The 25,566-nt window shown below is 69.2% G+C and carries 26 protein-coding genes and 1 tRNA gene; 5 read left to right on the forward strand and 22 right to left on the reverse strand.

Going from position 1 to position 25,566, the window contains the following annotated elements; genetic code table 11:
* The first annotated feature begins 4 nt into the window (after positions 1-4).
* Positions 5-493 carry a hypothetical protein gene (locus ACZ5Y9_RS10800; protein ID WP_247632056.1) on the forward strand — a complete coding sequence of 163 codons (489 nt, stop codon included), beginning with the start codon at positions 5-7 and terminating at the stop codon, positions 491-493.
* On the opposite strand, the gene ACZ5Y9_RS10805 is transcribed toward ACZ5Y9_RS10800, so the two are convergent.
* From ACZ5Y9_RS10805 to dusB, 8 genes are all read right to left on the reverse strand, one after another.
* The gene (locus ACZ5Y9_RS10805) at positions 452-2,617 is read right to left on the reverse strand and encodes a heavy metal translocating P-type ATPase (RefSeq protein WP_464471317.1); all 2,166 of its coding nucleotides are present in this window, start codon (positions 2,615-2,617) and stop codon (positions 452-454) included. The genes ACZ5Y9_RS10800 and ACZ5Y9_RS10805 overlap by 42 nt on opposite strands.
* Positions 2,614-4,857, reverse strand: a complete 2,244-nt coding sequence (locus ACZ5Y9_RS10810; RefSeq protein ID WP_464471318.1) for a heavy metal translocating P-type ATPase — start codon at positions 4,855-4,857, stop codon at positions 2,614-2,616. The genes ACZ5Y9_RS10805 and ACZ5Y9_RS10810 overlap by 4 nt, the downstream gene beginning before the upstream one ends.
* Positions 4,857-5,069, reverse strand: coding sequence for a heavy-metal-associated domain-containing protein (locus ACZ5Y9_RS10815; RefSeq protein WP_247622244.1), 213 nt, complete (start codon positions 5,067-5,069; stop codon positions 4,857-4,859). The genes ACZ5Y9_RS10810 and ACZ5Y9_RS10815 overlap by 1 nt, the downstream gene beginning before the upstream one ends.
* A 182-nt stretch (positions 5,070-5,251) precedes the next feature.
* Positions 5,252-5,327: transfer RNA gene (locus tag ACZ5Y9_RS10820), tRNA-Asn, on the reverse strand.
* A 97-nt stretch (positions 5,328-5,424) separates the two neighbouring features.
* Positions 5,425-6,198: an ATP-binding cassette domain-containing protein gene (locus tag ACZ5Y9_RS10825; protein WP_464471319.1), complete on the reverse strand. Its 774-nt coding sequence runs from the start codon at positions 6,196-6,198 to the stop codon at positions 5,425-5,427.
* Between the two features lie 37 nt (positions 6,199-6,235).
* Entirely contained in the window at positions 6,236-8,098 is a 1,863-nt protein-coding gene (gene dnaG, locus ACZ5Y9_RS10830; RefSeq protein ID WP_464471320.1) for a DNA primase, read from the reverse strand.
* Entirely contained in the window at positions 8,098-9,489 is a 1,392-nt protein-coding gene (locus ACZ5Y9_RS10835) for a deoxyguanosinetriphosphate triphosphohydrolase (RefSeq protein ID WP_247622241.1), read from the reverse strand. The genes dnaG and ACZ5Y9_RS10835 overlap by 1 nt, the downstream gene beginning before the upstream one ends.
* Positions 9,482-10,636, reverse strand: coding sequence for a tRNA dihydrouridine synthase DusB (gene dusB / locus ACZ5Y9_RS10840; RefSeq protein ID WP_247622240.1), 1,155 nt, complete (start codon positions 10,634-10,636; stop codon positions 9,482-9,484). The genes ACZ5Y9_RS10835 and dusB overlap by 8 nt, the downstream gene beginning before the upstream one ends.
* A 60-nt stretch (positions 10,637-10,696) precedes the next feature.
* Between dusB and ACZ5Y9_RS10845 the strand changes: the two genes are divergently transcribed.
* Complete coding sequence (locus tag ACZ5Y9_RS10845; RefSeq protein ID WP_247622239.1) at positions 10,697-11,188, forward strand: glutathione peroxidase; 492 nt, start codon at positions 10,697-10,699, stop codon at positions 11,186-11,188.
* Here the strand turns inward: ACZ5Y9_RS10845 and ACZ5Y9_RS10850 are convergent.
* Positions 11,185-11,889: a DsbA family oxidoreductase gene (locus ACZ5Y9_RS10850; protein WP_464471321.1), complete on the reverse strand. Its 705-nt coding sequence runs from the start codon at positions 11,887-11,889 to the stop codon at positions 11,185-11,187. The genes ACZ5Y9_RS10845 and ACZ5Y9_RS10850 overlap by 4 nt on opposite strands.
* A gap of 56 nt (positions 11,890-11,945) precedes the next feature.
* Between ACZ5Y9_RS10850 and ACZ5Y9_RS10855 the strand changes: the two genes are divergently transcribed.
* On the forward strand, positions 11,946-12,557 hold the full coding sequence (locus tag ACZ5Y9_RS10855; protein WP_464471322.1) for a P-loop NTPase family protein: 612 nt from the start codon (positions 11,946-11,948) through the stop codon (positions 12,555-12,557).
* On the opposite strand, the gene ACZ5Y9_RS10860 is transcribed toward ACZ5Y9_RS10855, so the two are convergent.
* Entirely contained in the window at positions 12,497-13,300 is an 804-nt protein-coding gene (locus ACZ5Y9_RS10860; protein ID WP_247622236.1) for an isoprenyl transferase, read from the reverse strand. The genes ACZ5Y9_RS10855 and ACZ5Y9_RS10860 overlap by 61 nt on opposite strands.
* Positions 13,297-14,037: a DNA repair protein RecO gene (recO, locus tag ACZ5Y9_RS10865; RefSeq protein ID WP_247622235.1), complete on the reverse strand. Its 741-nt coding sequence runs from the start codon at positions 14,035-14,037 to the stop codon at positions 13,297-13,299. The genes ACZ5Y9_RS10860 and recO overlap by 4 nt, the downstream gene beginning before the upstream one ends.
* Positions 14,038-14,071: 34 nt before the next feature.
* On the opposite strand from recO, the gene ACZ5Y9_RS10870 reads away from it, so the two are divergent.
* On the forward strand, positions 14,072-14,758 hold the full coding sequence (locus ACZ5Y9_RS10870) for a trimeric intracellular cation channel family protein (RefSeq protein ID WP_247622234.1): 687 nt from the start codon (positions 14,072-14,074) through the stop codon (positions 14,756-14,758).
* 132 nt (positions 14,759-14,890) lie between these two features.
* Here the strand turns inward: ACZ5Y9_RS10870 and leuA are convergent, their stop codons facing one another.
* Positions 14,891-16,645, reverse strand: coding sequence for a 2-isopropylmalate synthase (leuA, locus tag ACZ5Y9_RS10875; protein WP_464471323.1), 1,755 nt, complete (start codon positions 16,643-16,645; stop codon positions 14,891-14,893).
* 189 nt (positions 16,646-16,834) lie between these two features.
* On the opposite strand from leuA, the gene ACZ5Y9_RS10880 reads away from it, so the two are divergent.
* Positions 16,835-17,494: a hypothetical protein gene (locus ACZ5Y9_RS10880; protein ID WP_464471324.1), complete on the forward strand. Its 660-nt coding sequence runs from the start codon at positions 16,835-16,837 to the stop codon at positions 17,492-17,494.
* Between the two features lie 13 nt (positions 17,495-17,507).
* On the opposite strand, the gene ACZ5Y9_RS10885 is transcribed toward ACZ5Y9_RS10880, so the two are convergent.
* The 10 genes from ACZ5Y9_RS10885 to dnaJ form a co-directional block, all read right to left on the reverse strand.
* The gene (locus ACZ5Y9_RS10885; RefSeq protein ID WP_336640194.1) at positions 17,508-17,993 is read right to left on the reverse strand and encodes a hypothetical protein; all 486 of its coding nucleotides are present in this window, start codon (positions 17,991-17,993) and stop codon (positions 17,508-17,510) included.
* The gene (locus ACZ5Y9_RS10890) at positions 17,993-18,967 is read right to left on the reverse strand and encodes a hypothetical protein (RefSeq protein WP_464471325.1); all 975 of its coding nucleotides are present in this window, start codon (positions 18,965-18,967) and stop codon (positions 17,993-17,995) included. Before ACZ5Y9_RS10890 ends, ACZ5Y9_RS10885 begins: the two co-directional genes overlap by 1 nt.
* Positions 18,960-19,484, reverse strand: a complete 525-nt coding sequence (locus tag ACZ5Y9_RS10895; RefSeq protein ID WP_464471326.1) for a sigma-70 family RNA polymerase sigma factor — start codon at positions 19,482-19,484, stop codon at positions 18,960-18,962. Before ACZ5Y9_RS10895 ends, ACZ5Y9_RS10890 begins: the two co-directional genes overlap by 8 nt.
* 54 nt (positions 19,485-19,538) lie before the next feature.
* Positions 19,539-20,435, reverse strand: a complete 897-nt coding sequence (gene era, locus ACZ5Y9_RS10900) for a GTPase Era (RefSeq protein WP_247622228.1) — start codon at positions 20,433-20,435, stop codon at positions 19,539-19,541.
* Positions 20,428-21,729: a hemolysin family protein gene (locus ACZ5Y9_RS10905; protein ID WP_247622227.1), complete on the reverse strand. Its 1,302-nt coding sequence runs from the start codon at positions 21,727-21,729 to the stop codon at positions 20,428-20,430. The genes era and ACZ5Y9_RS10905 overlap by 8 nt, the downstream gene beginning before the upstream one ends.
* Entirely contained in the window at positions 21,726-22,184 is a 459-nt protein-coding gene (gene ybeY, locus ACZ5Y9_RS10910; protein ID WP_247622226.1) for an rRNA maturation RNase YbeY, read from the reverse strand. Before ybeY ends, ACZ5Y9_RS10905 begins: the two co-directional genes overlap by 4 nt.
* Positions 22,181-23,203, reverse strand: coding sequence for a PhoH family protein (locus ACZ5Y9_RS10915; RefSeq protein ID WP_247624677.1), 1,023 nt, complete (start codon positions 23,201-23,203; stop codon positions 22,181-22,183). The genes ybeY and ACZ5Y9_RS10915 overlap by 4 nt, the downstream gene beginning before the upstream one ends.
* Positions 23,204-23,294: 91 nt before the next feature.
* Positions 23,295-23,645 (reverse strand): histidine triad nucleotide-binding protein, encoded by a 351-nt coding sequence (locus tag ACZ5Y9_RS10920; RefSeq protein ID WP_247622225.1) that lies wholly within the window; start codon positions 23,643-23,645, stop codon positions 23,295-23,297.
* 42 nt (positions 23,646-23,687) lie between these two features.
* Positions 23,688-24,416: a 16S rRNA (uracil(1498)-N(3))-methyltransferase gene (locus ACZ5Y9_RS10925; protein WP_464471327.1), complete on the reverse strand. Its 729-nt coding sequence runs from the start codon at positions 24,414-24,416 to the stop codon at positions 23,688-23,690.
* 3 nt (positions 24,417-24,419) lie between these two features.
* Positions 24,420-25,535 (reverse strand): molecular chaperone DnaJ, encoded by a 1,116-nt coding sequence (gene dnaJ / locus ACZ5Y9_RS10930; RefSeq protein WP_247632043.1) that lies wholly within the window; start codon positions 25,533-25,535, stop codon positions 24,420-24,422.
* Positions 25,536-25,566: the final 31 nt, after the last annotated feature.

The following is a 25,566-nucleotide window of genomic DNA, read 5'->3' on the forward strand; positions in this document are numbered from 1 at the left end:
GCACATGACCCGGCGTACACACCGCGGCCTCGCCGCGCTCGCACTCACGGCGACTCTCTCGCTCACACTGCTCGGATGCAGCAGTTCGGACGAACCCGAACGCGATTCCGGGACGGGTCAGGTGACGGAGGAGGCCACCATCGACATCGTCGCCCTCGAGCTCGGCGACTGCATGATGGACGCCCCCAGCGGGCTGCGCGAAGACATCGACGTGGTGCCCTGCACGGAGCCGCACGACCAGGAGGTCTTCCACGAGATCACCATGCCCGACGGCGACTTCTCGGAGACCGACATCGACGCGGCGAGCATGGAGTGCATCGGAGAGCCCTACACGGCGTTCATCGGTCTCGAGAAGGCCGAGTCGGTGTTCGAGGTGTTCCCCCTCATCCCGAGCGAGACCTCGTGGGACGAGCACGACGACCGGACCATCCAGTGCGTGATCTTCGACCCCTCAGGCCCCGTGACCGGCACGCTCGCGGGAGCTTCCCGCTAGAACGTCGCGGTCGTCGGGTCGGAGGTCGAGCCGGCGCAGGAGCTGGGCGTTGAGCGCGACGACGACCGTCGACAGCGACATCAGCACCGCACCGACCGACATCGGCAGCACGAACCCGATCGGCGCCAGCACACCCGCGGCCAGAGGCACGGAGAGCAGGTTGTATCCAGCCGCCCACCAGAGGTTCTGCGACATCTTGCGGTAGGTCGCACGCGACAGCTCGATGACGGACACGACGGCGCGGGGATCGGAGCTGGCCAGGATCACCCCGGCCGAAGCGATCGCCACGTCGGTGCCCGCGCCGATCGCGATCCCGACGTCCGCCTGTGCCAGCGCGGGAGCATCGTTCACGCCGTCGCCCACCATCGCGACGATCCTGCCCTCCCGCTGCAGCTCCGCGACCTTCGCCGACTTGTCCTCCGGACGCACCCCCGCGAACACGCGTCGGATGCCGAGCTCCGCGGCGACGGCATCCGCGACCGCCTGCGCATCTCCGGTGATCATGACGACCTCCACGCCGCGACGACGCAGGTCGTCGACCGCGGTACGGGACTCGGCGCGCACCTCATCGGCCAGCGCGAATGCGCCGATCACCGTACCGTCAACCACCGCGTGCAGGATGATCGCGCCCGTCGCCCGCCACGTCTCGGCGACGGGCAGCTCGTGCGCTCCGATCTCATCGAGCAGCTTCGGACCGCCCACGCGCACATCGGCACCGTCGACGGTCGCCCGGACCCCGACCGCCGGCGACGACGAGAAGCCGACGGCCGACGGGGTGTCGAGTCCACGTTCCTCCGCCGCGCGGACGATCGCCCGGGCGAGGGGGTGCTCGCTGTCACCCTCCGCCGACGCCGCCACTGCGAGCACACGGGCCGGATCGACTCCGTCGGCCGCCGCGATGTCGGTGACGACCGGCTCGCCGCGTGTCAACGTTCCGGTCTTGTCGAACAGCACCGTGTCGACGGTGCGCATGCGCTCGAGCGCCAACCGGTCCTTCACCAGGATGCCCGCGCGAGCGGCCCGTTCGGTCGCGATCGAGACCACGAGCGGGATCGCCAGACCCAGGGCGTGCGGGCAGGCGATCACGAGGACCGTGATCGAGCGCACGACGGCGGCATCGACGTCGCCGACGGCCGACCACACCACGGCGGTCACCGCCGCCGAGATCAGGGCGAACCAGAAGAGCAGCGCCGCCGCACGGTCGGCGAGCCGCTGAGCATGCGAGGTGGAGTTCTGCGCATCCTCGACGAGTCGACGGATGCCGGCCAGCGCCGTGTCGTCACCGACCGCCGTGATCTCGACGTGGAGGCCCGAATCGGTCGCCACCGTGCCCGCCGTGACGATGTCGCCGGGCGTACGGGTCACGGGACGCGACTCCCCGGTGATCATCGACTCGTCCATCGCCGCGCTGCCGTCGACGATCCGGCCGTCGGCGGGTACCCGCGCGCCGGGACGCACGACGACGAGATCGCCCACGCGGAGTTCGTCGGGCGGCACGCGCACGGGGCGCTCGCCCTCGATGCGTTCGGCCTCGTCCGGCAGGAGCGCGGCCAGCGAGTCGAGCGCCGACGTCGTCTGCGCGAGTGAGCGCATCTCGATCCAGTGACCGAGCAGCATGATGACGATGAGGAGGGCGAGCTCCCACCAGAACTCCAGCTCGTGATGCAGCACCCCGAGCGTCGCTCCCCACGAGGCGAAGAAGGCGACCGTGATCGCGAGGGCGATCAACAGCATCATGCCGGGGCGTCGCGCGCGCAGTTCGCCGACGGCGCCCTGGAGGAACGGCCGGCCGCCCCACACGTACATCACCGAACCGATCACCGGGGCGACGAAACGCACCGGGCCGTCGGGGATCTCGTAGCCGATGATCATCGCGAACATCGGGGAGAGCAGCACGACGGGGACCGCGAGCACCAGGTTGATCCAGAAGAGTCGCCGGAATTGGCCCACGTGGTCGCCGTGGCCGGAATGACCGGCGTGCCCGGAGTGTCCGGATTGACCGGCGTGGCCGGAGTGTCCGGCGTGCTCGGGGTGTCCGGAATGGTCGTCGACTTTCGCCTGGCCTCCGTGGGGTGGCACCTCGTGCTCGTGCTCCGGGTGCGCGTGTGGGTGCGTCTCGCTCATCGTTCTCTCCGCTCGTCGCGTGCGCCACTGCGGAATCCTCGCAGGCGCAGACTGTTGCCGACCACGAACACGCTCGACAACGCCATCGCGGCGCCGGCCAGCATCGGGTTCAGCAGTCCGAGGGCGGCGACAGGGATCGCCGCCACGTTGTACGCGAAGGCCCAGAACAGGTTCGTCCGGATCGTGCGCAGGGTGCGGCGCGACAGGCGGATCGCGTCGACGGCGCTGCGCAGATCCCCGCGGACCAGCGTGATGTCGGATGCCTCGATCGCGGCATCCGTTCCCGTTCCCATCGCGATGCCGAGGTCGGCACGCGCGAGCGCAGGCGCATCGTTGACGCCGTCGCCGACCATCGCGACCGTTCGTCCCTCGCTCTGCAGCCGCGCGACGACCTCGGCCTTCTGCGCGGGGAGCACCTCGGCGATGACCTCGTCGATGCCGACCTCGCGAGCGATATGACGCGCGACGGCCGCGTTGTCGCCCGTCAGCAGCACCGGGGTGAGGCCGAGCGCCTTCAGCTGCTCGACCGCTGCGGCGCTCGTCGGCCGCACGGCATCCGCCACGACGAGCACGCCTCGGACCGATCCGTCCCAGCCGACCGTCACGACCGTGCGCCCCGCCTCCTCCTGGGAACCGTGGATGGAGTGGTCACGCGTGCTCGTCGCTTCGGCGAACATCGTCGCGCGGCCGACGCGCACGCGATGCCCGTCCACGACGCCCTCCACTCCGATGCCCGGGTGGTTGACGAAGCCGTCGACCGCCGGAAGCGTCCCGGCTTCGGCCTCCGCCGCCTGCGCGATCGCCCGTCCGATCGGATGCTCGGAGGCGGCCTCGAGGGCACCGGCGAGGCGGAGCAGTCGTGTGCGATCCGCTCCCGGCTCGACGATCACGTCCACGAGGCTCATCGCGCCCCGGGTGACCGTTCCCGTCTTGTCGAGCACGACCGTGTCGACCGCGCGCGTGGATTCGAGCACTTCGGGGCCCTTGATGAGGATTCCCAGCTGGGCTCCGCGACCGGTACCCACGAGCAGCGCGGTCGGCGTCGCCAGGCCGAGGGCGCACGGGCAGGCGATGACCAGCACCGCGACGGCCGCCGTGAACGCCATCGTGGCCGACGCACCGACGGCGAACCAGGTGACGAGCGTGCCGAGCGCGATCACCAGAACGATCGGCACGAAGACACCCGAGATGCGATCGGCCAGGCGCTGCACCTCGGCCTTCCCGGTCTGTGCCTCCTCCACCAGTCGCGCCATCTGCGCGAGCTGGGTGTCGGCCCCGATCCGTGTCGCCCGGACGACGAGGCGGCCGCCGGCGTTCACGGTCGCGCCGGTGACGGAGTCTCCCGCGGCGACCTCGACGGGAACGGACTCGCCCGTCATCATCGAGGCGTCGACGGCCGACGTACCCGAGACGACGATGCCGTCGGTCGCGATCTTCTCACCGGGGCGCACCACGAACTCGTCGCCGATCCGCAGATCGTCCGCCGGGACGCGTTGCTCGACACCTCCCCGGAGCACCGCGACGTCCTTCGCTCCGAGCTCCAGCAGAGCGCGCAGCGCCGCCCCCGCACGACGCTTCGACCGCTTCTCGAAGTAGCGACCGGCGAGGATGAAGGTCGTCACGCCCGCCGCGACCTCGAGGTAGATCGCATCGGCGCCGTCGGACGGCGTCAGGACGAATTCGAACGGATGGGTCATACCCGGCATGCCCGCCATGCCGAAGAACAGCGCGTAGAGCGACCAGAGGAACGCCGCGATCGTTCCCATCGACACGAGCGTGTCCATGGTCGCCGCACCGTGTCGGAGGTTCACCCAGGCCGCTCGGTGGAACGGCCACCCGCCCCACACCACGACGGGAGCCGCGAGCGTCAACGATGCCCACTGCCAGTAGGTGAACTGCAGCGCCGGGATCATCGCCATCGCGATGACGGGGACGGTCAGCGCCACGGAGACCCAGAGCCGGGTGCGCAGGCCGTCGAGCTCGGGTTCGCCCGCGGCATCGGGGTCGGCATCCTGGGCGCGGACGGGCAGCGCCGCCGTGTACCCGGCCTTCTCGATCTCGGCGATCAGGACGGCCGGGTCGTAGCCCTCCGGCGCCGCGACCGACGCCTTCTCGGTCGCGTAGTTGACCGTGGCGGTCACCCCGTCGAGCCGATTCAGCTTCTTCTCGATCCGCGTCGCGCACGACGCGCACGTCATCCCGCCGATCTCGAGGTCGACGCCGATCGCCCCGGCGGTCATCAGACGCGGACGGCCGAGTACCCGGCCTCGGATACGGCCGAGAGGATCTGCGCATCGTCGACGTCCGCAGCGGTGATGCGCAGCATCCCGGTCTGCGCGCTGACGTCGACGATCTCGACGCCCTCGATCTGCTCGACCTCCTCGCGGACCGACATCTCGCAGTGGCCACAGGTCATCCCGGTCACCCGGTAGTCGGCGGTGGTGTCGCTCATGGGAACTCCTTCGGAGTGTTCGTGGATACCCCCTGGGGGTATTAGATGCAACGCCACTCTACCCCTCGTATTCCCCGAGCGCACGCGAGAGCGGCCGGACGCCCTCGCCGAACGCCCGAGCGGCGAGGCGAGGAGGGCCGACCGAGAAAAGGGAAAAGCCCCTCCGAAGAGGGGCTTCTCATTGGCTCCCCGGCTTGGACTCGAACCAAGAACCTGCCGGTTAACAGCCGGCTGCTCTGCCAATTGAGCTACCGAGGAATGTGCTCCGCTGCGCGGGCAACTCGACAAGCTTAGCAAACTCCGAGCGGTGCACGTGACACCGGAGGCGGTTATCGCGCTCTCGGGCGTGTCGCGCTCAGCGCCGGGAATCCGCCTCCGCGTTCGGCACCCAGAGCAGGTCCTTCCCGACCCCCCGCGCGACCACGTGCCCGGCGCGCAGCATGAGCGTCTCGGCGTTGAGCTCACGGATGAAGTCGGCGTCGTTCGTGACGAGCAGAGCCGCCATCGACTGCTCCTTCCGTCGCCGTGTGATCGCATCGAAGACCACCGGACGCACCTCGAGATCGAGGTTCGCGAGGATCTCGTCGGCGATGAGCACCTGCGGTTCGAGCACGAACGAACGGGCGATCGCGACGCGCTGGCGCATTCCCGCGCTCAGCTCGTAGGGGAACTTCGCCGCGGTGCCGAGCGGCAGATGCAGCTCGTCGAGCAGCGTGGCGACGCGAATCGAGAGCGCCTTGCTGTTCACGCGCTTCTCGCGCATCAGGATGGGTTCGGCGATCACCTCGTTGACCGTGAGCCGGGGCGGAAGATCGGCGCCGGCTCCCTGCGGCACGAAACCCGAGCGGTAGGTGAGCACGCGGTGCTTGCGCCCGGGACGCCGCGCATCGACGCCGCAGACCTCCGCGCGCCCGCCGACGACCTTCACCGAGGGATCGGTGGATCCGGCCAGCGCCGCCACGAGGCTCGACTTACCCGATCCCGTGGGACCGGCGATGCAGAGGAGCGCGCCCGGGGCGAGCGAGAACGAGACGCCGTCGACCGCACGCGTCGGAGAGCCGTGCCCGATCCGGTCGATGACCAGATCGGAGCAGTCGATGGCGTGGGTGGAGGCGTGCCTGCGGGACATGCATCCCATCCTGCCCTCCCCCGACGGCCGTGGGGGGTTACGACTCGACGAACCGCTGACGCTCGATGTCGATGTCGCGCAATCGCATGCGGAGCGCACGACCGCCGTCGGAGTCGGCAGGCACCCGCTGGACCGCGCCCAGGAGCTCCTGCTTCTCGCTCTCGAGCTGCCGCATGATGAGGCGTCGCGCGAGATCGGTGGTGCTGGCCACGGCGCCCTCCTCGTTGCGCGCGGGGAAGGGCATCATGAGCAGTTCACCCGCGAGCGTGCGGTACGGCTCGCGCACGCTGTTGACGGCATCCGTCGCCCACCCCGCCCGCGTGCGGTCGGCAGCGGCGGCCACGGCCTCGCGCACGGCATCGAGGGCCGGGGTGCGCAGGGGGGCGCCGAGCGCCCGCGAGAGCAGCGGCTGGTCGATCTGGTGACCGTACTGCAGCGCTCCCATCAGAGCATCGCGCTCCACGGCGACATCGGCCGAGCGTGGCAGGCTCGCGAGCGTGACCGGTGCGATTCCGGATGCCGCTCCCTCACCCCCGCCGGACGGTACCGTCTCGCGCCGCGCCGGGGCGCTCTGCGAGCCGCCCCTCGCCGAGCGCTCCACTTCGGTGTGCACCTCGGTCGGATCCATGCCCAGACGGCGGGCGAGCACGCGCTCGTATCCGGGACGCAGCAGGCGATCGCGAATCTCGGCCACGATCGGGGCTGCCGCGCGCAGAGCACCGACGCGCCCCTCCACCGTCGCCAGGTCGAAGCCGGCGAGCTTGCGGTCGATCGCGAACTCGAACATCGGCACCTTGGCGTCCATGAGGCCGCGCACCGCGGCATCACCGCGCTGCAGCCGCAGGTCGCAGGGGTCGAGGCTGTCGGGGGCCACGGCCACGAACGTCTGCGCGTTGAAGCGGTCGTCCTCGGTGAACGCGCGCAGCGCCGCCTTCTGTCCCGCCTCATCGCCGTCGAACGTGAACACGACCTCACCCGAGGCGTTGTCGTCGCCCATCACCCGGCGCAGCACCTTGATGTGCTCGGCGCCGAAGGCCGTTCCACAGGTCGCCACCGCCGTCGTGAGGCCGGCGAGATGGCACGCCATGACATCGGTGTATCCCTCGACGACCACGACGCGCCGCGGATCTCCGCGGGAGATGTCGCGCTTGGCGAGATCGAGACCGTAGAGCACCTGCGCCTTCTTGTAGATCGGCGTCTCGGGGGTGTTGAGGTACTTCGGCCCCTGGTCGTCGTCGAAGAGCTTGCGCGCGCCGAACCCGATCGTCTGGCCCGACACATCGCGGATCGGCCAGACCAGGCGCCCGCGGAATCGGTCGTACACGCCGCGCTGCCCGGTGGAGACCAGGCCCGCGGTGCTCAGCTCCTCGCGCGTGAAGCCCTGGGCCGTCAGCGCCTTGAGCATGCCGTCCCATCCGCGCGGCGCGAAGCCCACGCCGAAGTGCGCGGCGGCACCCGCGTCGAAGCCTCGCTCGCCCAGGAACCGTCGCCCCGCCTCGGCATCCGCCGACAGCAGCTGCGCCCGGAAGAACTCGGCCGCCGCGGTGTTCGCGGCGTAGAGCCGGCTCCGACCGCTCGTCTCGGGAGCAGCACCGCCGTCCTCGTAGTGGAGGGTGTAGCCGATGCGGCCGGCGAGCCGCTCCACCGCCTCGGTGAAGCTCACGTGATCCATCTCGCGCAGGAACGAGTAGACGTCTCCCGACTCGCCGCAGCCGAAGCAGTGGTAGTACCCCACCTGCGGGCGCACGTGGAAGCTCGGGCTCTTCTCGTCGTGGAACGGGCAGAGTCCCTTGAGCGATCCCACACCGGCGGATTTCAGCGCGACGCGCTCCCCCACGATGTCGGCGATGTTCGTGCGCGACTTGACCTCGTCGACGTCGGCCTGCCGGATGCGGGGCATCAGCGGGCCCCTTCGACGACGGTCGACCTCTCGGCGTGCGCGCGCGCCCCGGGGCGTGCGTGACGGGGGGTCCAGATGCCGACCTCGGCCGGGTCGATCTCGCCCACGAGGCGGTTGTGCCAGTCGATCGCGCTCTGGTCGGTGAGGCTGGCGATCTGGTCGACGATGACGCGGGCGCGCTGATCATCGGTGTCGGCGTCGTGGAAGTCCGCGGCGAACGCCGGTTCGAGCACATCGGCACCGGCCGACCACAGCGTGTCGGTCTGCCAGAGTGCGTCTGCGAGACGGGTGAGCACCCGGCGCTGCTCCTTGTAGACGCCCTTGCGCGCCTCGATCGTCACGATGGCCTGGCCCATGATGCCCTTGAGCACGGCGATCTCGGCCTCGACCACGCGCGGCACGACGACGTGTGCGTTGTAGCGCACCAGGGCCTTGCTGCCGTAGGCCTCGCGGGTCGCCGAGACGGCCGCGCGGGCGAAGCGCCCGATCAGGTCGCTCGTCAGGTTCTTCAGACGCGCGAGCGACTGGCGGCTGCGGTCGAACGAAGAGAGCCACATCGACTGCGACGAGAGACGGTAGAGCGCGTCGGCCAGCTCCTCGCGCGTGAAGTCGTACCCCACCCACTGCTGGATGCGTCCGAGCAGGGCCTCGTGCTCTGCCGGATCCGAGAGCTGGGCGACGTCGAGGTAGCCGTTGACGATCGCATCCTCGAAGTCGTGCACCGAATAGCCGATGTCGTCGGAGAGATCCATGATCTCGGCCTCGATGCAGCGCAGACGCCCGGGCGCACCCTCGCGCATCCAGCGGAAGACCGCCTCGTCCTCGGGGTACACGCCGAACTTGAGCCGGCCACCGGGGTCGGGCACCGGACTGTCGACCGTCCACGGGTACTTGCATGTGGCGTCGAGACTCGCGCGCGTGAGATTGAGTCCGACGGAGCGCTCGTCGTCGTCGAGCACCTTCGCCTCGAGACGTGTGAGGATGCGCAGCGACTGCGCGTTGCCCTCGAATCCGCCGATGTCGGCCGCCCATTCGTTGAGCGCACGCTCACCGTTGTGGCCGAAGGGCGGATGCCCGAGATCGTGACTGAGGCAGGCGGTGTCGACGACGTCGGCCGAGACCCCCAGAGCGGTGGCGAGTTCGCGCCCCACCTGCGCCACCTCGAGCGAGTGGGTGAGGCGGTTGCGGGCGAAGTCGGCCGTGCTCGCGGGGCTCAGCACCTGCGTCTTGGCGGCGAGGCGGCGCAGGGCCGCCGAGTGCAGGACGCGGGCCCGGTCGCGGGCGAAGTCGTCGCGCTCCGAACGATGGGTCTCGGCGAAGAAGCGCTCGGCGTCGCGCGCGTCGTATCCGTCGCCGCGAGGTGCGCGCGCCGGTGTGACCGCGTCACCCACCGCTGTTCTCGATCTCTGCTCCGCGCATCATCTCCGAGGCCGACGCGGCGATCTCGCGCGAGTCGAGCCACTTGTCCGGAAGCGCCGGGCGCTTGGGACGGCCGGCGCGTCCGCGCTGGCCCTCGGCATCCGCTCCGGGGTAGGGCGCGGTGTGATCGAGGCGTCCGAGCAGGTCATCGATCTCGGCGAGGCTCGACGCCGTCGCGAGTCCGGTGCGGATGTCGCCTCCCACCGGGTACCCCTTGAAGTACCAGGCCACGTGCTTGCGAACGTCGCGGCACCCGCGGTCCTCGTCCTCGAAGAACTCGACCAGCAGCTCGGCATGCCGGCGGAAGGCGTCGGCCACGAATCCGAGGGTCGCGTCGACCGGGTGGCTCTCGGCGCCGAAGGCGGCGGCCAGTTCGCCGAAGAGCCAGGGGCGGCCGAGGCATCCGCGTCCGACGACCACTCCGTCGCAGTCGGTCTCGGCCATCATGCGCACGGCGTCGTCGGCCGACCAGATGTCGCCGTTGCCGAGCACCGGGATGCTGGTGACGGCCTGCTTGAGCTCGCCGATCGCGTTCCAGTCGGCGTTGCCCGAATAGAACTCGCTGGCGGTGCGGGCGTGCAGGGCGACCGCGGCGACACCCGCGTCTTCGGCTGCGCGCCCGGCGTCGAGGAACGTGAGGTGGTCCGGATCGATGCCCTTGCGCATCTTCACCGTGAGCGGCACGTCGCCCGCAGCCTTGACGGCCTGCGTGACGATGTCGCTGAAGAGCGAGCTCTTCCAGGGAAGGGCCGCTCCCCCGCCCTTGCGCGTCACCTTGGGGACGGGGCAACCGAAGTTCAGGTCGATGTGATCGGCGTGATCCTCGGCGACGATGATCCGCACGGCCTCGGCGATGGTCTTCGGGTCGACGCCGTAGAGCTGGATCGACCGGGGCGTCTCGCTCTCGTGATGGCGGATCAGACGCATCGTCGTCTCGTTGCGCTCGACGAGCGCGCGCGAGGTGATCATCTCGCTGACGTAGAGGCCGGCACCGTACTCACGGCACAGACGACGGAAGGCGGTGTTCGTGATCCCGGCCATGGGCGCGAGGACCACCGGCACGTCGAGGTCGATGGGACCGATGCGAAGCGTGCGCGCGGATGCGGTGGCGAGAGTCATGTCCTGACCATTCTCCCAGACGCGGAGCCTGTGGTGCCCCATCGACCTAAGCTGTGGAGTATGACCGATTCCGCGCTCCGTTCGATCCCCTTCACCGATGCGCAGGGCAACGAGAAGACTCTCGATGACCTCGGCGCCGATGTGCTGCTGGTGGTGAACGTCGCGTCGAAGTGCGGACTCACCCCGCAGTACGAGCAGCTCGAGGAGTTGCAGCGTCTGTACGGTGATCGTGGCTTCAGCGTGGTGGGCTTCCCGAGCAACCAGTTCCTGCAGGAGCCCGGTTCCGTGGAGCAGATCACGGAGTTCTGCTCGACCACCTACGGCGTCACCTTCCCGGTGAACGACAAGGTGAAGGTCAACGGGCGGAACGCCGCCGAACTCTTCAAGGCTCTCAAGGAGACACCCGACGCGAACGGCAAGGCCGGACGCGTGGAGTGGAACTTCGAGAAGTTCCTGGTGCTGCCCGACGGCGAGGTCCTCCGGTTCCGGCCGAAGCAGAAGCCGGACGACCCCGCGATCGTGAGCGCCATCGAAGGCGCGCTCACGCGTTAGACGGCGGCGGCTTCGGCCTCCGCGTCACCCTCGAGCTCGGCGTCTCCGCGCTTGGACCACAGGTCGCGCAGCACGTTCTCGAATGCGGCCGGCGGCTGCGCGCCGCTGATCCCGTACTGCCCGTCGATCACGAAAAACGGCACACCCTGGATGCCGTAGGCGCGCGCCTGCGCCTGGTCCTGACGGACGGCGGGAAGGTACTGCTCGGTCTCGAGCGCCTGCCGCGCGGCGTCGGCGTCGAGTCCGACCTCCACCGCGAGCGCGACGAGGTCGTCGATGCGACCGACGTGCTTGCCCTCGGTGAAGTAGGCCGACATCAGTCGCTCCTCCAGCTTGTGCTGGAGGCCGTGCGCCTTGGCGAAGTGCAGCAGCTCGTGCGCCTTGACGGTGTTCGTGTGCTGCAGCAGATCGAAGCGGTACTGGAGGCCCGCCTTCTCGGCGACGCCGGTGACGTTGGCGAGCATCTGCTCGACCTGGTCGCGCGGCATTCCCTTGTGCCCTGCGAGGAAGTCGATCTCGTCGCCGTCGAAGTCGACGGGGGTGTCGGGCGAGAGTTCGAACGAGTGGAAGGTGACGTTCACCTGCGGGGCGTCGTCATCACCGGCGACGGCTTCGAGCCCCTTCTCGAGATTGCGCTTGCCGATGTAGCACCATGGGCAGGCGATGTCGGACCAGATGTCGATGGAGATGGGTTCGCTCACACCCTCTTCCAACCCCATCACTCCACTCCGTATTCCGGCGTCGCTAGGATCGACGGATGCTGTCCGCCGACGATCCGCTCCCCCGGGTGCCGCAGCGCGTGCTGGTGGCGGGGGTCACGGGTTCGGGCAAGACGACCCTCGCCGGCCGTGTCGCTCGGCTCTGGGGGCTGCGCCACGTCGAGATGGACGGGCTGTTCCACGGCCCGGACTGGACCCCGCGGCCGGAGTTCCTCGACGACGTCCGGGCCTTCGCGTCCGAGGACCGATGGGTCACCGAGTGGCAGTACACGAGCAAGGGCACCGACCGGATCCTCGCCCCGCGCGCGGAGTTCGCGATCTGGCTCGACTACCCCTACCGAGTCGTGCGCTCGCGACTGCTGCGTCGCACGATCGGTCGCAGCATCCTGCGCACCAAGATGTGGAACGGCAACGTCGAGAAGCCGATCTGGCGCATGTTCCGCGGTTCGCCCGAGGAGAGCATCCTCGCCTGGCAGATCGCGACGCTCGACAAATGGACGGAGCGGATGCCCGTGGCCGCCGCCGCGTTCCCTCATCTCACGATCGTGCGTCTGCGGCATCCGCGCGAGGCGGAGCGGTGGCTCCGCGCTCAGGCTGAGGCGTCGGGCGCGTCGATCGCGCCGCCGAAGCGTCGGTCGCGGGAGAGGTAGATCCCGATCGCCCGCCAGAGCTCCTCGCGGGAGAAGTCCGGCCACAGCGTGTCGAGGAAGACCATCTCGGCGTAGGCCGACTCCCAGAGCAGGAAGTTCGACGTGCGCTGCTCACCCGAGCTGCGCAGGAACAGGTCGACGTCCGGCATGTCCGGCACGTAGAGGTTGCGACGGATCATCTTCTCGGTGATCGCGTTCGGCTTCACCCGGCCGGCCGCGACATCCGCCGCGATCGAGCGCATCGCATCGACGAGTTCCACGCGTCCGCCGTAGTTCACGCACATCGTGAGCGTCAGGACGTCGTTGCCGCGCGTCAGCTGCTCGGCGTACTGCAGCTCCTTGATGACGCTGCCCCACAGCCGCGGCTTGCGCCCCGCCCAGCGCACGCGCACACCCCACTCGTTGAGCTGATCGCGGCGCCGGTGCAGCACGTCGCGGTTGTATCCCATGAGGAAGCGCACCTCCTCGGGCGAGCGTGCCCAGTTCTCGGTCGAGAAAGCATAGACCGAGAGGTGCTTGACCCCCGCCTGAATGGCACCGGCGACGACATCGAGGAGCACCTCCTCGCCGGCCTTGTGGCCCTCGACGCGGCTCAGTCCCCGACGATTCGCCCAGCGCCCGTTGCCGTCCATGACGATCGCCACGTGCTCGGGAACCGCGCGGAACGCCGGCGGGTGCACCCCCGTCCAGTCGAGGGGACGGTACGCGACGGCGTCCTTGTGCGTGTAGGGCTTCGGGGTCACCGTGCTCCTCCGGGGATGTCGGATACGTGCGCGAGCGAGCGGATGCCCCGCTCGAGGTGCCATTGGGCGTAGGCGCTGATGAGGCCCGATGCGGCGGCGGTGTCGGCGGCGGACGCCGCGTCGACGGCATCCCACTCGCCCGCCATGAGCGCGCGCAGCAGACCCAGCGCCTTCTCGCCGATGCGCGGACTGCCCGCCGGCGCGCACGACGTGCACACCAGGCCACCCAGTTGGACGACGAAGGTCGAGTGCGGGCCGGGAGTACCGCATCGGGCGCACTCGCCGAACGAGGGCGCCCACCCCGACAGGGCCATGACGCGCAGGAGGTAGGAATCGAGGATGCTGCGGGGGGCGTGTTCACCTCGTGACAGCGCGCGCAGACCGCCGACGAGCAGCAGGTACTGATCGGGAGTCGCCTCGGCATCGCTCAACCGATCTGCCGTCTCGACCATCGCGTTGGCGGCGGTGAAACGCTCGTAGTGCGCGACGATGTCGGCGCCGTAGGAGCCGAGCGACTCCGCCTGCTGCACGATGTCGAGCGAGCGCCCCTGATAGAGCTGCACGTCCGCGACCATGAACGGCTCGAGCCGCGAGCCGAACTTCGACGACGTGCGCCGCACACCCTTCGCGACCGCGCGGATCTTGCCGTGCTGCCGCGACAGCATCGTGACGATGCGATCCGCCTCCCCCAGCTTGTGGGTGCGCAGGATCACCGCTTCGTCTCGATATGTGGGCATCCATCGATTATCCTCCGTGCGAGACAATGGACGGGTGACCGAACCGCTCTTCATCATCCCGTTCTGGGCGGATCTGCTGGGCGTGGGGCTCGGCGGCGTCCAGGGAGCCCTGTTCGCCTCCGGTTTCCAGGGTCAGCGACGCCTCGACTGGCTCGGCGTCGCGATCATCGGGATCATGATCGGGATGGGTGGCGGTCTCATCCGCGACATCCTGCTCGGGCAGACCCCGGCGACACTGCAGAACCAGTGGTATCTCGTGACGGCGACCGGGGCCGCGCTCTTCGGAATGCTGCTCGCCGGGCTCTTCACACGTCTGAACAAGGTGATCGTCGGGCTCGACGCGATCGTCATCGGCATGTTCGGCGCTTTCGGCACGAGCAAAGCCCTCGCCCTCGGCATCCCCGAGGTTCCCGCCGTCTTCATCGGCGTCTGCGCAGCGGTCGGCGGCAGCGTGCTGCGCGACATGCTCATGGGCCTGCCGACCGCGATCATGCACGTCGGCTCGCTGTACGCCGTGGCCGCCGGTGGCGGATGCGCATTCATCGTCATCGCGCACGCCCTGGGCATGTCAATCCCCCTCGCGGCGGTCATCGGCATCGCCGTCACCGCGGTGATCCGCGTGCTCGCGGTGAGCTTCGACGTCTCGTTGCCCGAGCAACGGCGCCTCTACCGCCGCAAGGTCGCCGCCGAGACCGGGGCGATCCCGATCGTCAAGCCCTGAGGCCCTTCGTCTCGCTCCGCTCGCTCAGGAACCGGGCCCGACTGCGAACTCCGCTCGCTCAGGAACCGGCCTGAAACCGGTCCCTGAGCGAGGAGCGGAGCGACGAGACGAAGGGTCGCGTCACGAAACCGCTCAGACGGCGGCGAGCTCGCCCTGCCGAGCGCGGATCGAGCGGTTCACACCCGACACGATCGCCTTGAGCGACGCGGTCGAGATGTCGCCGTCGATGCCGACGCCCCACAGGCGCTGATCCCCGATCTGCAGCTCGACATAGGCTGCGGCCTGCGCGTCGCCGCCGGCGCTGAGAGCGTGCTCGACGTAGTCGTAGAGCGTGATGTCGAAGCCCTGCGCGCGCAGCACCTCGATGAAGGCGGCGATCGGTCCGTTGCCGTTCCCCGCGACAGCCACCTGCTGGTCGTCGTCACGGAGAGTGACGTCGAGCACCACGTCACCCGACATGTCGCTGCGGGTCTGCGTGGCGAGCAGTTCGAAGCGCCCCCACTTGTCCTCGCTCGATGCGGCCGGCAGGTACTCGTCGTTGAAGATCGACCAGATCTGGTCGCTCGTGACCTCGCCGCCCTCGGCATCCGTCTTCGTCTGCACGACGCCCGAGAACTCGATCTGCAGCTTGCGCGGCAGGTCGATCGCGTGGTCGGCCTTCAACAGGTAGGCGACGCCACCCTTTCCGGACTGCGAGTTGACGCGGATGACGGCCTCGTAGGAACGACCCAGATCCTTCGGATCGACCGGCAGGTAGGGCACCGCCCATTCGATGTCATCGACCGTGACGCCCTCGGTGTCGGCCCGCACGGCCATGGCCTCGAAGCCCTTCTTGATCGCGTCCTGGTGCGACCCGCTGAACGCGGTGAAGACCAGGTCTCCCGCCCAGGGGCTGCGCTCGGGCACCGGCAGCTGGTTGCAGTACTCGACCGTGCGCTTGACCTGGTCGATGTCGCTGAAGTCGATCTGCGGGTCGATGCCCTGCGTGAACAGGTTGATGCCGAGCGCGACGATGTCGACGTTTCCGGTGCGCTCCCCGTTGCCGAACAGGCATCCCTCGATGCGGTCGGCACCGGCCATGTAGCCGAGCTCGGCCGCGGCGATCGCGGTCCCGCGATCGTTGTGCGGGTGCAGCGAGAGGATCACGTTCTCGCGGTGGTTCAGGTGCCGGCTCATCCACTCGATCGAGTCGGCGTACACGTTCGGCGATGCCATCTCGACCGTGGCGGGCAGGTTGATGATGACCTTGCGGTCGGGCGTCGGCTCGAAGACCTCGATCACCTGGTTGCAGATGTCGGCGGCGAACTCGAGTTCGGTACCCGTGTAGCTCTCGGGCGAGTACTCGTAGTAGACCTGCGTCTCGGGGATGCGCTTCTCGAACTCGCGGCAGAGTCGTGCGCCCTCGAGGGCGATGTCGATGATGCCCTGCTTGTCGGTGCGGAAGACGACCTCGCGCTGCAGCACGCTCGTCGAGTTGTACAGGTGGACGATGGCCTGCTTCGCACCGGCGATCGACTCGTAGGTACGCTCGATCAGGTGCTCGCGCGCCTGGGTCAACACCTGGATCGTGACGTCGTCGGGGATCAGGTTCTCTTCGATCAGCTGGCGGACGAAATCGAAGTCCGTCTGGCTGGCCGACGGGAAGCCGACCTCGATCTCCTTGTATCCCATGTTCACCAGGAGCTCGAACATCACGCGCTTGCGCTCGGGCGACATCGGGTCGATGAGAGCCTGGTTACCGTCACGGAGGTCGACGGCGCACCAGCGGGGCGCGGTCGTGATGCGGGCATCGGGCCAGGTGCGGTCCGGGAGGTCGACGGTGATCTGCTCGTGGAACGGCCGGTACTTGTGGATCGGCATCCCGGAGGGGCGCTGCGTGTTCTGCATGATGGGCTTCTTCTCTTCGTCAGAATGTACGGGCCAACACAAGCGCCGCGACGAGGAAGGCCCTAGCTCTTAGGACTCGTCGCGGCAGCTAAGAAGAAGCAGACCGCCGAAAGGCATGTGGTCATGCTAGCAGGATGCCCCGTCCGCCGTGCACGTGAGACGAACGCCGTCTCGACGACACTGGTGGGTATGAGCACACCACTGCGTCGCCGTCTCCTCTGGTCCGCTGCCCTCGCGACGGCGCTCGCGTCGACCCTGACCGCCTGCGCGACGGGTCCCGGCGCGGGTGGGTCACCGACGAGCAGCGCCGACCCTCAGGTGCAGGACCTCTCAGGCATCGTCACCGAGCCGCCGACGGGACGCGTGCGCGGCACCGGCACGGTGCTCGACGTCGACGGAGAGGTGCAACTGTGCCTCGGCGGCGTCGCCGAGTCGTACCCGCCGCAGTGCACGGGTGTGCCGCTCATCGGATGGAGCTGGGACGGCGTCGACGGGAGCGAGACCAGCGGTAAGACGACCTGGGGCGCCTACGCGGTGACCGGACGGTACGACGGGGAGAGCATCACCGTCACCGACCCGCCCGTGCTGCTGGCCCTGTACGACCCGGTGCGACCCGACGATCCGACCGGAGGCATCGAGGGAGATGCGACCGCCGCCGAGCTGACGGAGATCCAGGACGATCTGAGCTCACGCCTCGGCAGCGACGCGCTGACCCTCTGGACCGAGCGCGGCTACGTCTGGGTGCAGGTCGTCTGGGACGATGGGCAGCTCCAGCGGGCGGTCGACGCGGCGTACGGCGACGGTACGGTCATCGTCCTCCCCGCTCTGAGCGAGTTCGACGCGTCCTAGGAGGACGATGGGCTCAGAGGACGCAGCGGACCGTCTTCGCCGTCCCGCCGACGTTCACCCATCCACCGGCGTTCGCCGTCGCGAGCACGCCGCCCGCGCTGTTGCGCGCCTGGGCGTAGCCGGAGCTCCGGGCATTGGCGAGGGATCGGGGCACGAAACCGCTCGGCACCGTGAGCGTTCCGCACGTGCCCCAGGACACGCTCGTCCCCGACAGCGAGCCGGCGCTGAAGGCGCAGATCCGTCCGGACGCGCAGTTTCCCACGGCGGCGCGGGCGAAGAGCCCACCCGGGCCCGACGGAACCGTGACCTCCATGTCGAGCGCCGGCCAGACCGCGCGATGCGCGTCGATGAGCACGCCCCCGGGAATCTCGTCGAGCATCTGCGCGATCTGCGGATCGACCTCGTCTCCCCCGGTCGCGGCGGAAGCCGCAGCGGGAGTGGCTACCACGAGCAGGCCGGCAACGATCAGGGCCGAGAACACGGCACGGGGAGGCCTCATCACAGAATCCCTTCGATGTCCCAGAGCTGGTACGAGATGATGGCGCCCGCAGCGAACGCCTCGTTGTCGAGGAGGTTGGTGCGCTCGACACCGACGATGCGCCCGGTGTCGGCGGAGAGCAGAACGACATCGCTCGAGGTGCCGTCCGGTGACGGGACACGCAGCGCGGTCACGGGTCGCTCCAGTCGATCGGTTGAGGTGCCCAACGCCTCGACCCCCGGCACCTGCTCCAGGATGCCGAGCATCTCGGACTCCTGGGCGTTCGTGAGCGTCCACTGCCCCTTGGCCGAGCTGATCGCGGCGACGACGTCGAAGCCGGTCGGATCGCTCGGCAACCAGTAGGCCTCGAGCACCGCCCGCATATTGTCCGGCGTGGCAGCGGGCATGTCGACGACGGGCGCGGCGAACTCGCCCGGCGCCATATCGAGCTCCCACGCGACCTCGCCGCTGCTCGAGATCTCGGAGCCGACGTTCGCGGCGGCATCCGCGGGATCGTAAGGCACGCCCTCGATCGCGACCGTTCGGCCGGACAGATCCGGATTCCAGGTCGTCGTCACGAGCTGGGGCACGACCTCGGTCTCGCGGGTACCCATGTCCACCGCGAACGACCACGATGCGGACTGGACAGCGCGTTCGGCTCCGGCGGGTCCGTCGCTCGTCGCGAGCGCGGCCTGCGCGTCGTCGAGGATCTGAGCGGTCGTTCCGCCGGCATCGAACTCGAGCGGGAGGGGTGTGCCGGCCACGGCCGCGTTCTGCGGAACCATGACGGCGACCGCGACGACGGCGGATGCCGCAGCGACGGTGAGCCCCGACGCCCACCCGGCGACGACCGCGCGGCGCTGGCGCGGGGCACGCGTATCGCGCAGGATCCGATCCCGCAACGCGATGGCTCGCAGGTCGGGTGCGGATTCCCGCGGTGTGCGCGCCGGGTCGGCGTCGGTGAGCACGCGCTCGAGCAGAGCACTGTCAGTCATCGACGATCACCCCCTCCGATCTCAGCGCTTCGCGCACGTGTTCCTGTGCGCGAAGCAACGTCTTGCGCACACGGGCCACGGAGATCCGCGCGAGTTCGGCGATCTCCCCCACCGACAACCCATCCCAGTACGTGAGCACGATGATACGCCTCTCGCGGGCCGGGAGTACAGAGAGAGCACGCAGAACGGCCGCCTGCTCGGTCGCATCCGCCTCGTCTTGCGGACCGCGGATCCCCTCGTGCACCGCTGCCGCCGTGCTCCAGCGGGTGCTCGCGGCGTGCGAGCGCGCGCGCAGCGCACGATCGGCGGCGCGCAGAAGCCACACGCGCCCCATCGGCTTGCGCGGATTCAGTCGCGCCCAGGCCGTCACGAAGACCTCCGAGACGATCTGGGTCACCTCGCCGTCATCGACGACGACGCCTTCGATGTGGTGACGGATCGCCGCCCAATGAGCGTCGAAGACCGTGGAGAAGACCTCGTCCCGCAGCGATTTCGGGTCGTCGCTGCCGGTGATCATGCGCTCGGGGGTGGCGGTCCCGCGTACGCCGCCTGAGTCCCTCGGGAAGTCATGTCAGAACCCGAGCCGGCCCAGCTGCTTCGGGTCGCGCTGCCACTCCTTCGCGACCTTCACGTGGAGGGCGAGGAACACGCGGGTGCCGAGGAGCTCCTCGACCTGCGCGCGGGCGCGCGCCCCCACGTCACGCAGGCGCTTGCCCTTGTGCCCGATGATGATCGCCTTCTGACTGTCTCGCTCGACGATGATCGATGCGTGCACATCGGTGAGGTCGCTGCCCTCACGCGGGGCCACCTCGTCGACGACCACCGCGATCGAGTGCGGCAGTTCGTCGCGCACGCCCTCGAGCGCGGCCTCGCGGATGTACTCCGCGATCCGGTCGTCCTGCGACTCGTCGGTCGTGATGCCCTCGGGGTACAGCGCCGGCCCCGTGGGCATGAGGGCGAGGATCTGATCCGAGAGCACGTCGAGCTGATCGCGCGTGAGCGCCGAGAGCGGGACCACGGCGGCCCAGTCCTCGCGCAGCGCATCGACCTCGAGAAGGCGCTCGGTGATCTCGTCGCGTCCCGCGGCATCCGTCTTCGTGACGATCGCGACCTTCTTCGCTCGCGGGTATCCGTCGAGCGAGGCGGCGATCCGCCGATCGCCCGGGCCGATCTTCTCGGTGGCCGGGACGCAGAAGCCGATCACGTCGACGTCGCCGAGCACCTGCTCGACGAGATCGTTCAGACGCTCGCCGAGGAGCGTCCGCGGCTTGTGGATGCCGGGGGTGTCGACGATCACGAGCTGGCCGTCGGGGCGGTTGAGGATGCCGCGGATCGCGCGCCGCGTCGTCTGCGGCTTCTCGCTGGTGATCGCGATCTTCTCGCCGACCAGGGCGTTCGTGAGAGTCGACTTCCCGACGTTCGGTCGGCCGACGAAGGTCACGAACCCGCTTCGGTTCTGCTCAGTCATCGTGTCGTTCTCCTTCGTCGTCCGCAGCATCCTCGCCACGCGCTGCTCTCTCCACGAACACCGTGGCGATCCCTCTGCCGCGTCCTCGGGACGCGCCGCCCGTCAGGACGAGCCCGTCGACGACGGCCGTCGCACCGGGCTGCGGAACCTGCCCGAGCGCCTTGCCGAGCAGGCCGCCGATCGAGTCGACGTCCTCGTCCTCCAGTTCGAGCCCGAACAGATCGCCCACGTCCTCGAGCGAGAGGCGGGAGCTCACGCGGTAGCGCCCGTCGCCCAGGTCGAAGAATTCGGCGGATACCCGATCGTACTCGTCCGATATCTCGCCGACGAGTTCCTCGATGAGGTCCTCGAGCGTCACGAGTCCCGAGATCCCGCCGTGCTCGTCGATCACCAGGCAGACGTGAACCGCATCGCGCTTCATCTGCTGCAGGAGCGTCTCGGCGCGCATGGACTCGGGAACGAAGGTCGCAGGCCGCGAGATGGGGCGGATGGACGCTCCGCGCCAGGCACCCTCGTCACGGTAGGCGAACTGCACGAGGTCCTTGAGATAGAGCACACCCACGACGTCATCCGCCTCGTCGTCGACCACGGGCATGCGCGACACCCCTCGGTTGAGGAAGAGTTCCATCGCCTCGCTGGTCGACGCCGTGGCATCGACGGTGACCATCTCGGTGCGCGGCACCATGACGGCGCGCACGAACTGGTCGGTGAAGTCGAACACGGAGTGGATGAGGTCGCGGTCGTCGGCCTCGATGAGGTCGTTCGACGCCGCCTCGTCGACCATGCTGAGCAGTTGCTCCTCGGACGAGAAGGAGCTGCGTCCGGCGCCCGGCGTCACGCGGTTGCCGAGGAGGACGAGCCCCTGCGCGATCGGGCCCAGGATGATGCGCAGGCCGCGCACGATCGGGGCGTTCGCACGCAGCAGACCGTCGGCGCGGTGACGTCCGACCGTGCGCGGGCTCGCACCGACCAGCACGAACGTGATGCCGGTCATGAGCACGGCGGCGGCGAGCATCGCCCACCAGATGTTGTCGAACAGCGAGGTGAACGCGACCGTGACGAGCACGGCCGCCGTCACCTCGGCGAGCACGCGGATGAAGGCGACGGAGTTGACGTGGGCGTCGGGATCGGCGGCGATGCGCGCGAGCTGAGCGGCGTTGCGCCCCTCGGTGCCCATCTCCTCGAGGTCGGCGCGCGACCGCACGCTGAACGCGGCGTCGATCGCCGACATCAAGCCGCCGAAGGCGACGAGGAGGACGGCGGCGGCGAGGAGGGAGACGGCGACGAGAGTCATCGCCGACGCTCGGCCGCGGCGAAGCTCTGGATGAGCTCCTTCTGCAGGCCGAACATCTCACGCTCCTCATCGGGCTCGGCGTGGTCGTAGCCGAGCAGGTGGAGCAAGCCGTGCGTGGTGAGCAGGATGAGCTCGTCCATCAGGGTGTGCCCGGCGGCCTGGGCCTGAGTCTCGGCGACCTGCGGGCAGAGAACGATGTCTCCGAGCAGACCGGGAGCGGTCGGACGATCCTCGGTGCCGGGGCGCAGTTCGTCCATCGGGAAGCTGAGCACGTCGGTGGGACCGGGCTCGTCCATCCACTGCACGTGCAGCGCTTCCATGGCGCCCTCGTCGACGAGAACGATCGCGACCTCGGCATCCGCACTCACGTGCAGTTGAGCGAGGTTGTGGTCGGTCAACCGCTGCAGCACGGTCTCGTCGACGTCGATCGCCGACTCGTTGTTGATCTCGATCATGAGAGTCCTCGTTTCGGCATGCGGTCACGGGGACCGGGTCGTTGCGCGCCACGTCGATCGGCGCGGTTCGCGAACTCGGCGGCCTGCTCGCGCTCGAACCGCTGCGCCGTGCGTTTCTCGTCGTACTCGCTGTAGGCGTCGACGATGCGGCCGACGAGCGAGTGGCGCACCACGTCGTCGCTGGTCAGTCGGGAGAAATGGATGTCGTCGATGTCGCCGAGCACGCGGGTCACCATGCGCAGACCGGACGAGCCCTGCGGGAGGTCGACCTGGGTGATGTCGCCGGTGACGACCATCTTCGTGCCGAAGCCGAGACGCGTCAGGAACATCTTCATCTGCTCGGGGGTGGTGTTCTGCGCCTCGTCGAGCACCACGAACGAGTCGTTGAGCGTGCGACCGCGCATGTAGGCGAGAGGCGCGACCTCGATCGTTCCCGTCGCCATGAGCCGCGGCACGATCTCCGGGTCCATCATCTCGTTGAGCGCGTCGTAGAGCGGTCGCAGGTAGGGGTCGATCTTGTCGGTCAGGGTGCCGGGCAGGAAGCCCAGGCGCTCGCCCGCCTCGACGGCGGGGCGGGTGAGGATGATCCGCGTGACCTCCTTGCGCTGCAGTGCCTGCACCGCTTTGGCCATCGCCAGGTAGGTCTTGCCCGTTCCGGCGGGACCGATGCCGAAGACGATCGTGTTCTCCTCGATCGCGTCGACGTACTCCTTCTGCCCGAGAGTCTTCGGGCGGATGACCTTGCCACGGGTCGACAGGATCGCCTCGCCGAGCACCTCGCTCGGACGAGGTCCCCCGTCGCGGAGCATCCGGGCGGAGCTGGTGACGTCGCTCGGAGCCAGATCGGCGCCGCCCCGGGTCATCTGGAGCAGCTCCTCGACGAGCGTCTTCGCCGCGGCGACCGCCGATGCCGAACCGCTGAGCGTGATCTCGTTGCCGCGCACGAGGACCTGCACATCGCGGTGCTCCTTCTCGAGCATCCGCAGGAGCCGGTCCTGCGGACCGAGCAGCTGCACCATCGCGACGCCGTCGGCGTAGATCTTCTCGACGGACTCCGGAGCGGATGCTCCGCTGCGGCGTTCCGGGATCTCAGGACTCTGGTCGTGGTTTTCAGGCACCGACACTCTTCTCGTTCAGTCCCCCGCCCAGCACGTGGGCGTGGACGTGGAACACGGTCTGTCCGGCGTTCGGGCCGGAGTTGAAGACGAGGCGGTAGTCGCCGTCGTCGGTGTGCTGCGCGGCGAGTTCCTTTGCGAAGGAGACCATCTCGGCGAGCAGCGTCGGATCACCCGCCGCGATCTCGGCGACGTCGCGGTACTCCGCGGTCTTCGGGATCACCAGGAGGTGGACCGGCGCCTGGGGCGCGATGTCACGGATGGCGAACACGCGTTCGGTCTCACCGAGGACCTCTGCGGGGATCTCACCGTTCAGGATGCGCGTGAAGATCGAGGGTTCGCTCATGTTCCCAGTCTAGCGGCGGGGTCCGCCGGCACGGCGGTGCGCTCACCAGCGGCGGAGGGCGACGGAGAGCACCGCGATCGCCGCGGGTCCGGCCGTCGAGGTGCGCAGCACCGTGTCTCCCAAGAGCACGCGCTCGGCGCCCGCCGCGGTCAACCGGGCGATCTCGTCGTCCGAGACGCCACCCTCGGGTCCGACGACCAGCACGATGTCGCGGTCGTCCGCGGTGATCTCCGACAGTCGGGTCGTCGCCGACGGGTCGAGGATCAGCACGCGCTCCGCGCTCGCACGGGTCGCCAGCTCCCCCGTGCTCGCGGGAGGCGCCACCTCGGGGACCCACGGCCGATGAGCCTGTTTGGCGGCCTCGCGAACGATCGTCGCCCACCGCTCACGGCCCTTCACGGCCTTGGGCCCCTCCCAGCGGGAGACGCTCCGGCTCGCCTGCCAGGGCACGATCTCGTCGACGCCCAACTCGCAGGCGGCCTGCACCGCGAGCTCGTCGCGGTCACCCTTCGCGAGCGCCTGCGCGAGAACGATGCGCGGGGTCGGCGACGAGTGCACGGCCCGATCGGAGATCCGCACGTCCACTCGTGCGGGAGCGACCTCCTCGGCGACGCCCTGGAGCCAGATGCCCCGACCGTCACCGATCGTCACCTGCTCCCCCACACGGAGGCGACGGACGACCGCCGCATGCTTCGCCTCGGCACCGGTCAGCGACACGAGATCGCCGGGCTCGGCATCCGACGACGTTTCGACGAGGAAATGCAGCGCCATGGCTCAGTGCGTGCGGAAGCGGTCGCGGAGCTTGGAGAAGAGACCCTGCTGGAACTGCGCCAGCTGGGGCGCCGGAGCCTTCGCCTTCTTCGCGAAGTCCTCGATGAGCGCCCGCTGCGCGGAGTCGAGCTTGGTCGGAGTCACCACCTGCACGCCGACGCGCAGGTCGCCCCGCTGCGAACCGCGCAGCGGTGTGATGCCGCGTCCCTTGATCGTGAGCACGTCGCCGGACTGCACGCCCGCGCGCACCTCGAGATCCACCGCACCGTCGAGGCCCTGGATCGAGGTCTCGGTGCCGAGGATCGCATCGGTCATCGACACCTCGAGCGTCGCGAGCAGGTCGTCTCCGTCACGGCTGAACGCCGCGTGCGGGTTGACCGTGACCTCGACGTACAGGTCGCCGTTCGGGCCGCCGGCCTTGCCGACCTCACCGGAGCCGGGCAGCTGCAGGCGCAGGCCGGTCTCGACGCCGGCGGGGATGTCGAGCGAGACGGTACGACGAGAGCGCACGCGCCCCTGACCGCCGCAGGTACCGCACGGGTACGGGATGGTCGTGCCGTAGCCCTCGCACGTGCCGCAGGGCTGCGAGGTGACGACGTTGCCGAGCAGGCTGCGCACCGTGCGCTGGACGTGTCCGGAGCCGCCGCAGATGTCGCAGGTGACGGGCGACGTGCCCTCCTGGCAGCAGGAACCCTGGCACGTCTCGCAGAGCACAGCGGTGTCGACCTCGATGTCGCGGTGCGCACCGAAGACGACGTCGCCGAGGTCGAGGGTGACCCGCACCAGCGCGTCCTGCCCCCGTTCGCGGCGGGAACGCGGGCGCGCACGCCCTCCCCCCTGTCCCGCGCCAAAGAACGTCTCGAAGATGTCGCCGAATCCGCCGAACCCTCCGCCGAAGTTCCCGGCCGCGCCGTCTCCCCCGCCCATGTCGTAGCGGCGGCGGGAATCGTCGTCGCTGAGCACGTCGTACGCGTGCGTGACGAGCTTGAACTTCTCCGCCGCGTCCTCACCCGGATTCACATCCGGGTGCAGCTGACGCGCGAGGCGCCGATACGCCTTCTTGATCTCGTCGGTGGAAGCGTCCCGGGACACCCCGAGAACCTCATAGTGGTCCGCCACGATCGCCTTTCTGCGTTGTTCTTCGTCGACG

Source organism: Microbacterium sp. T3-8, from assembly GCF_055398145.1.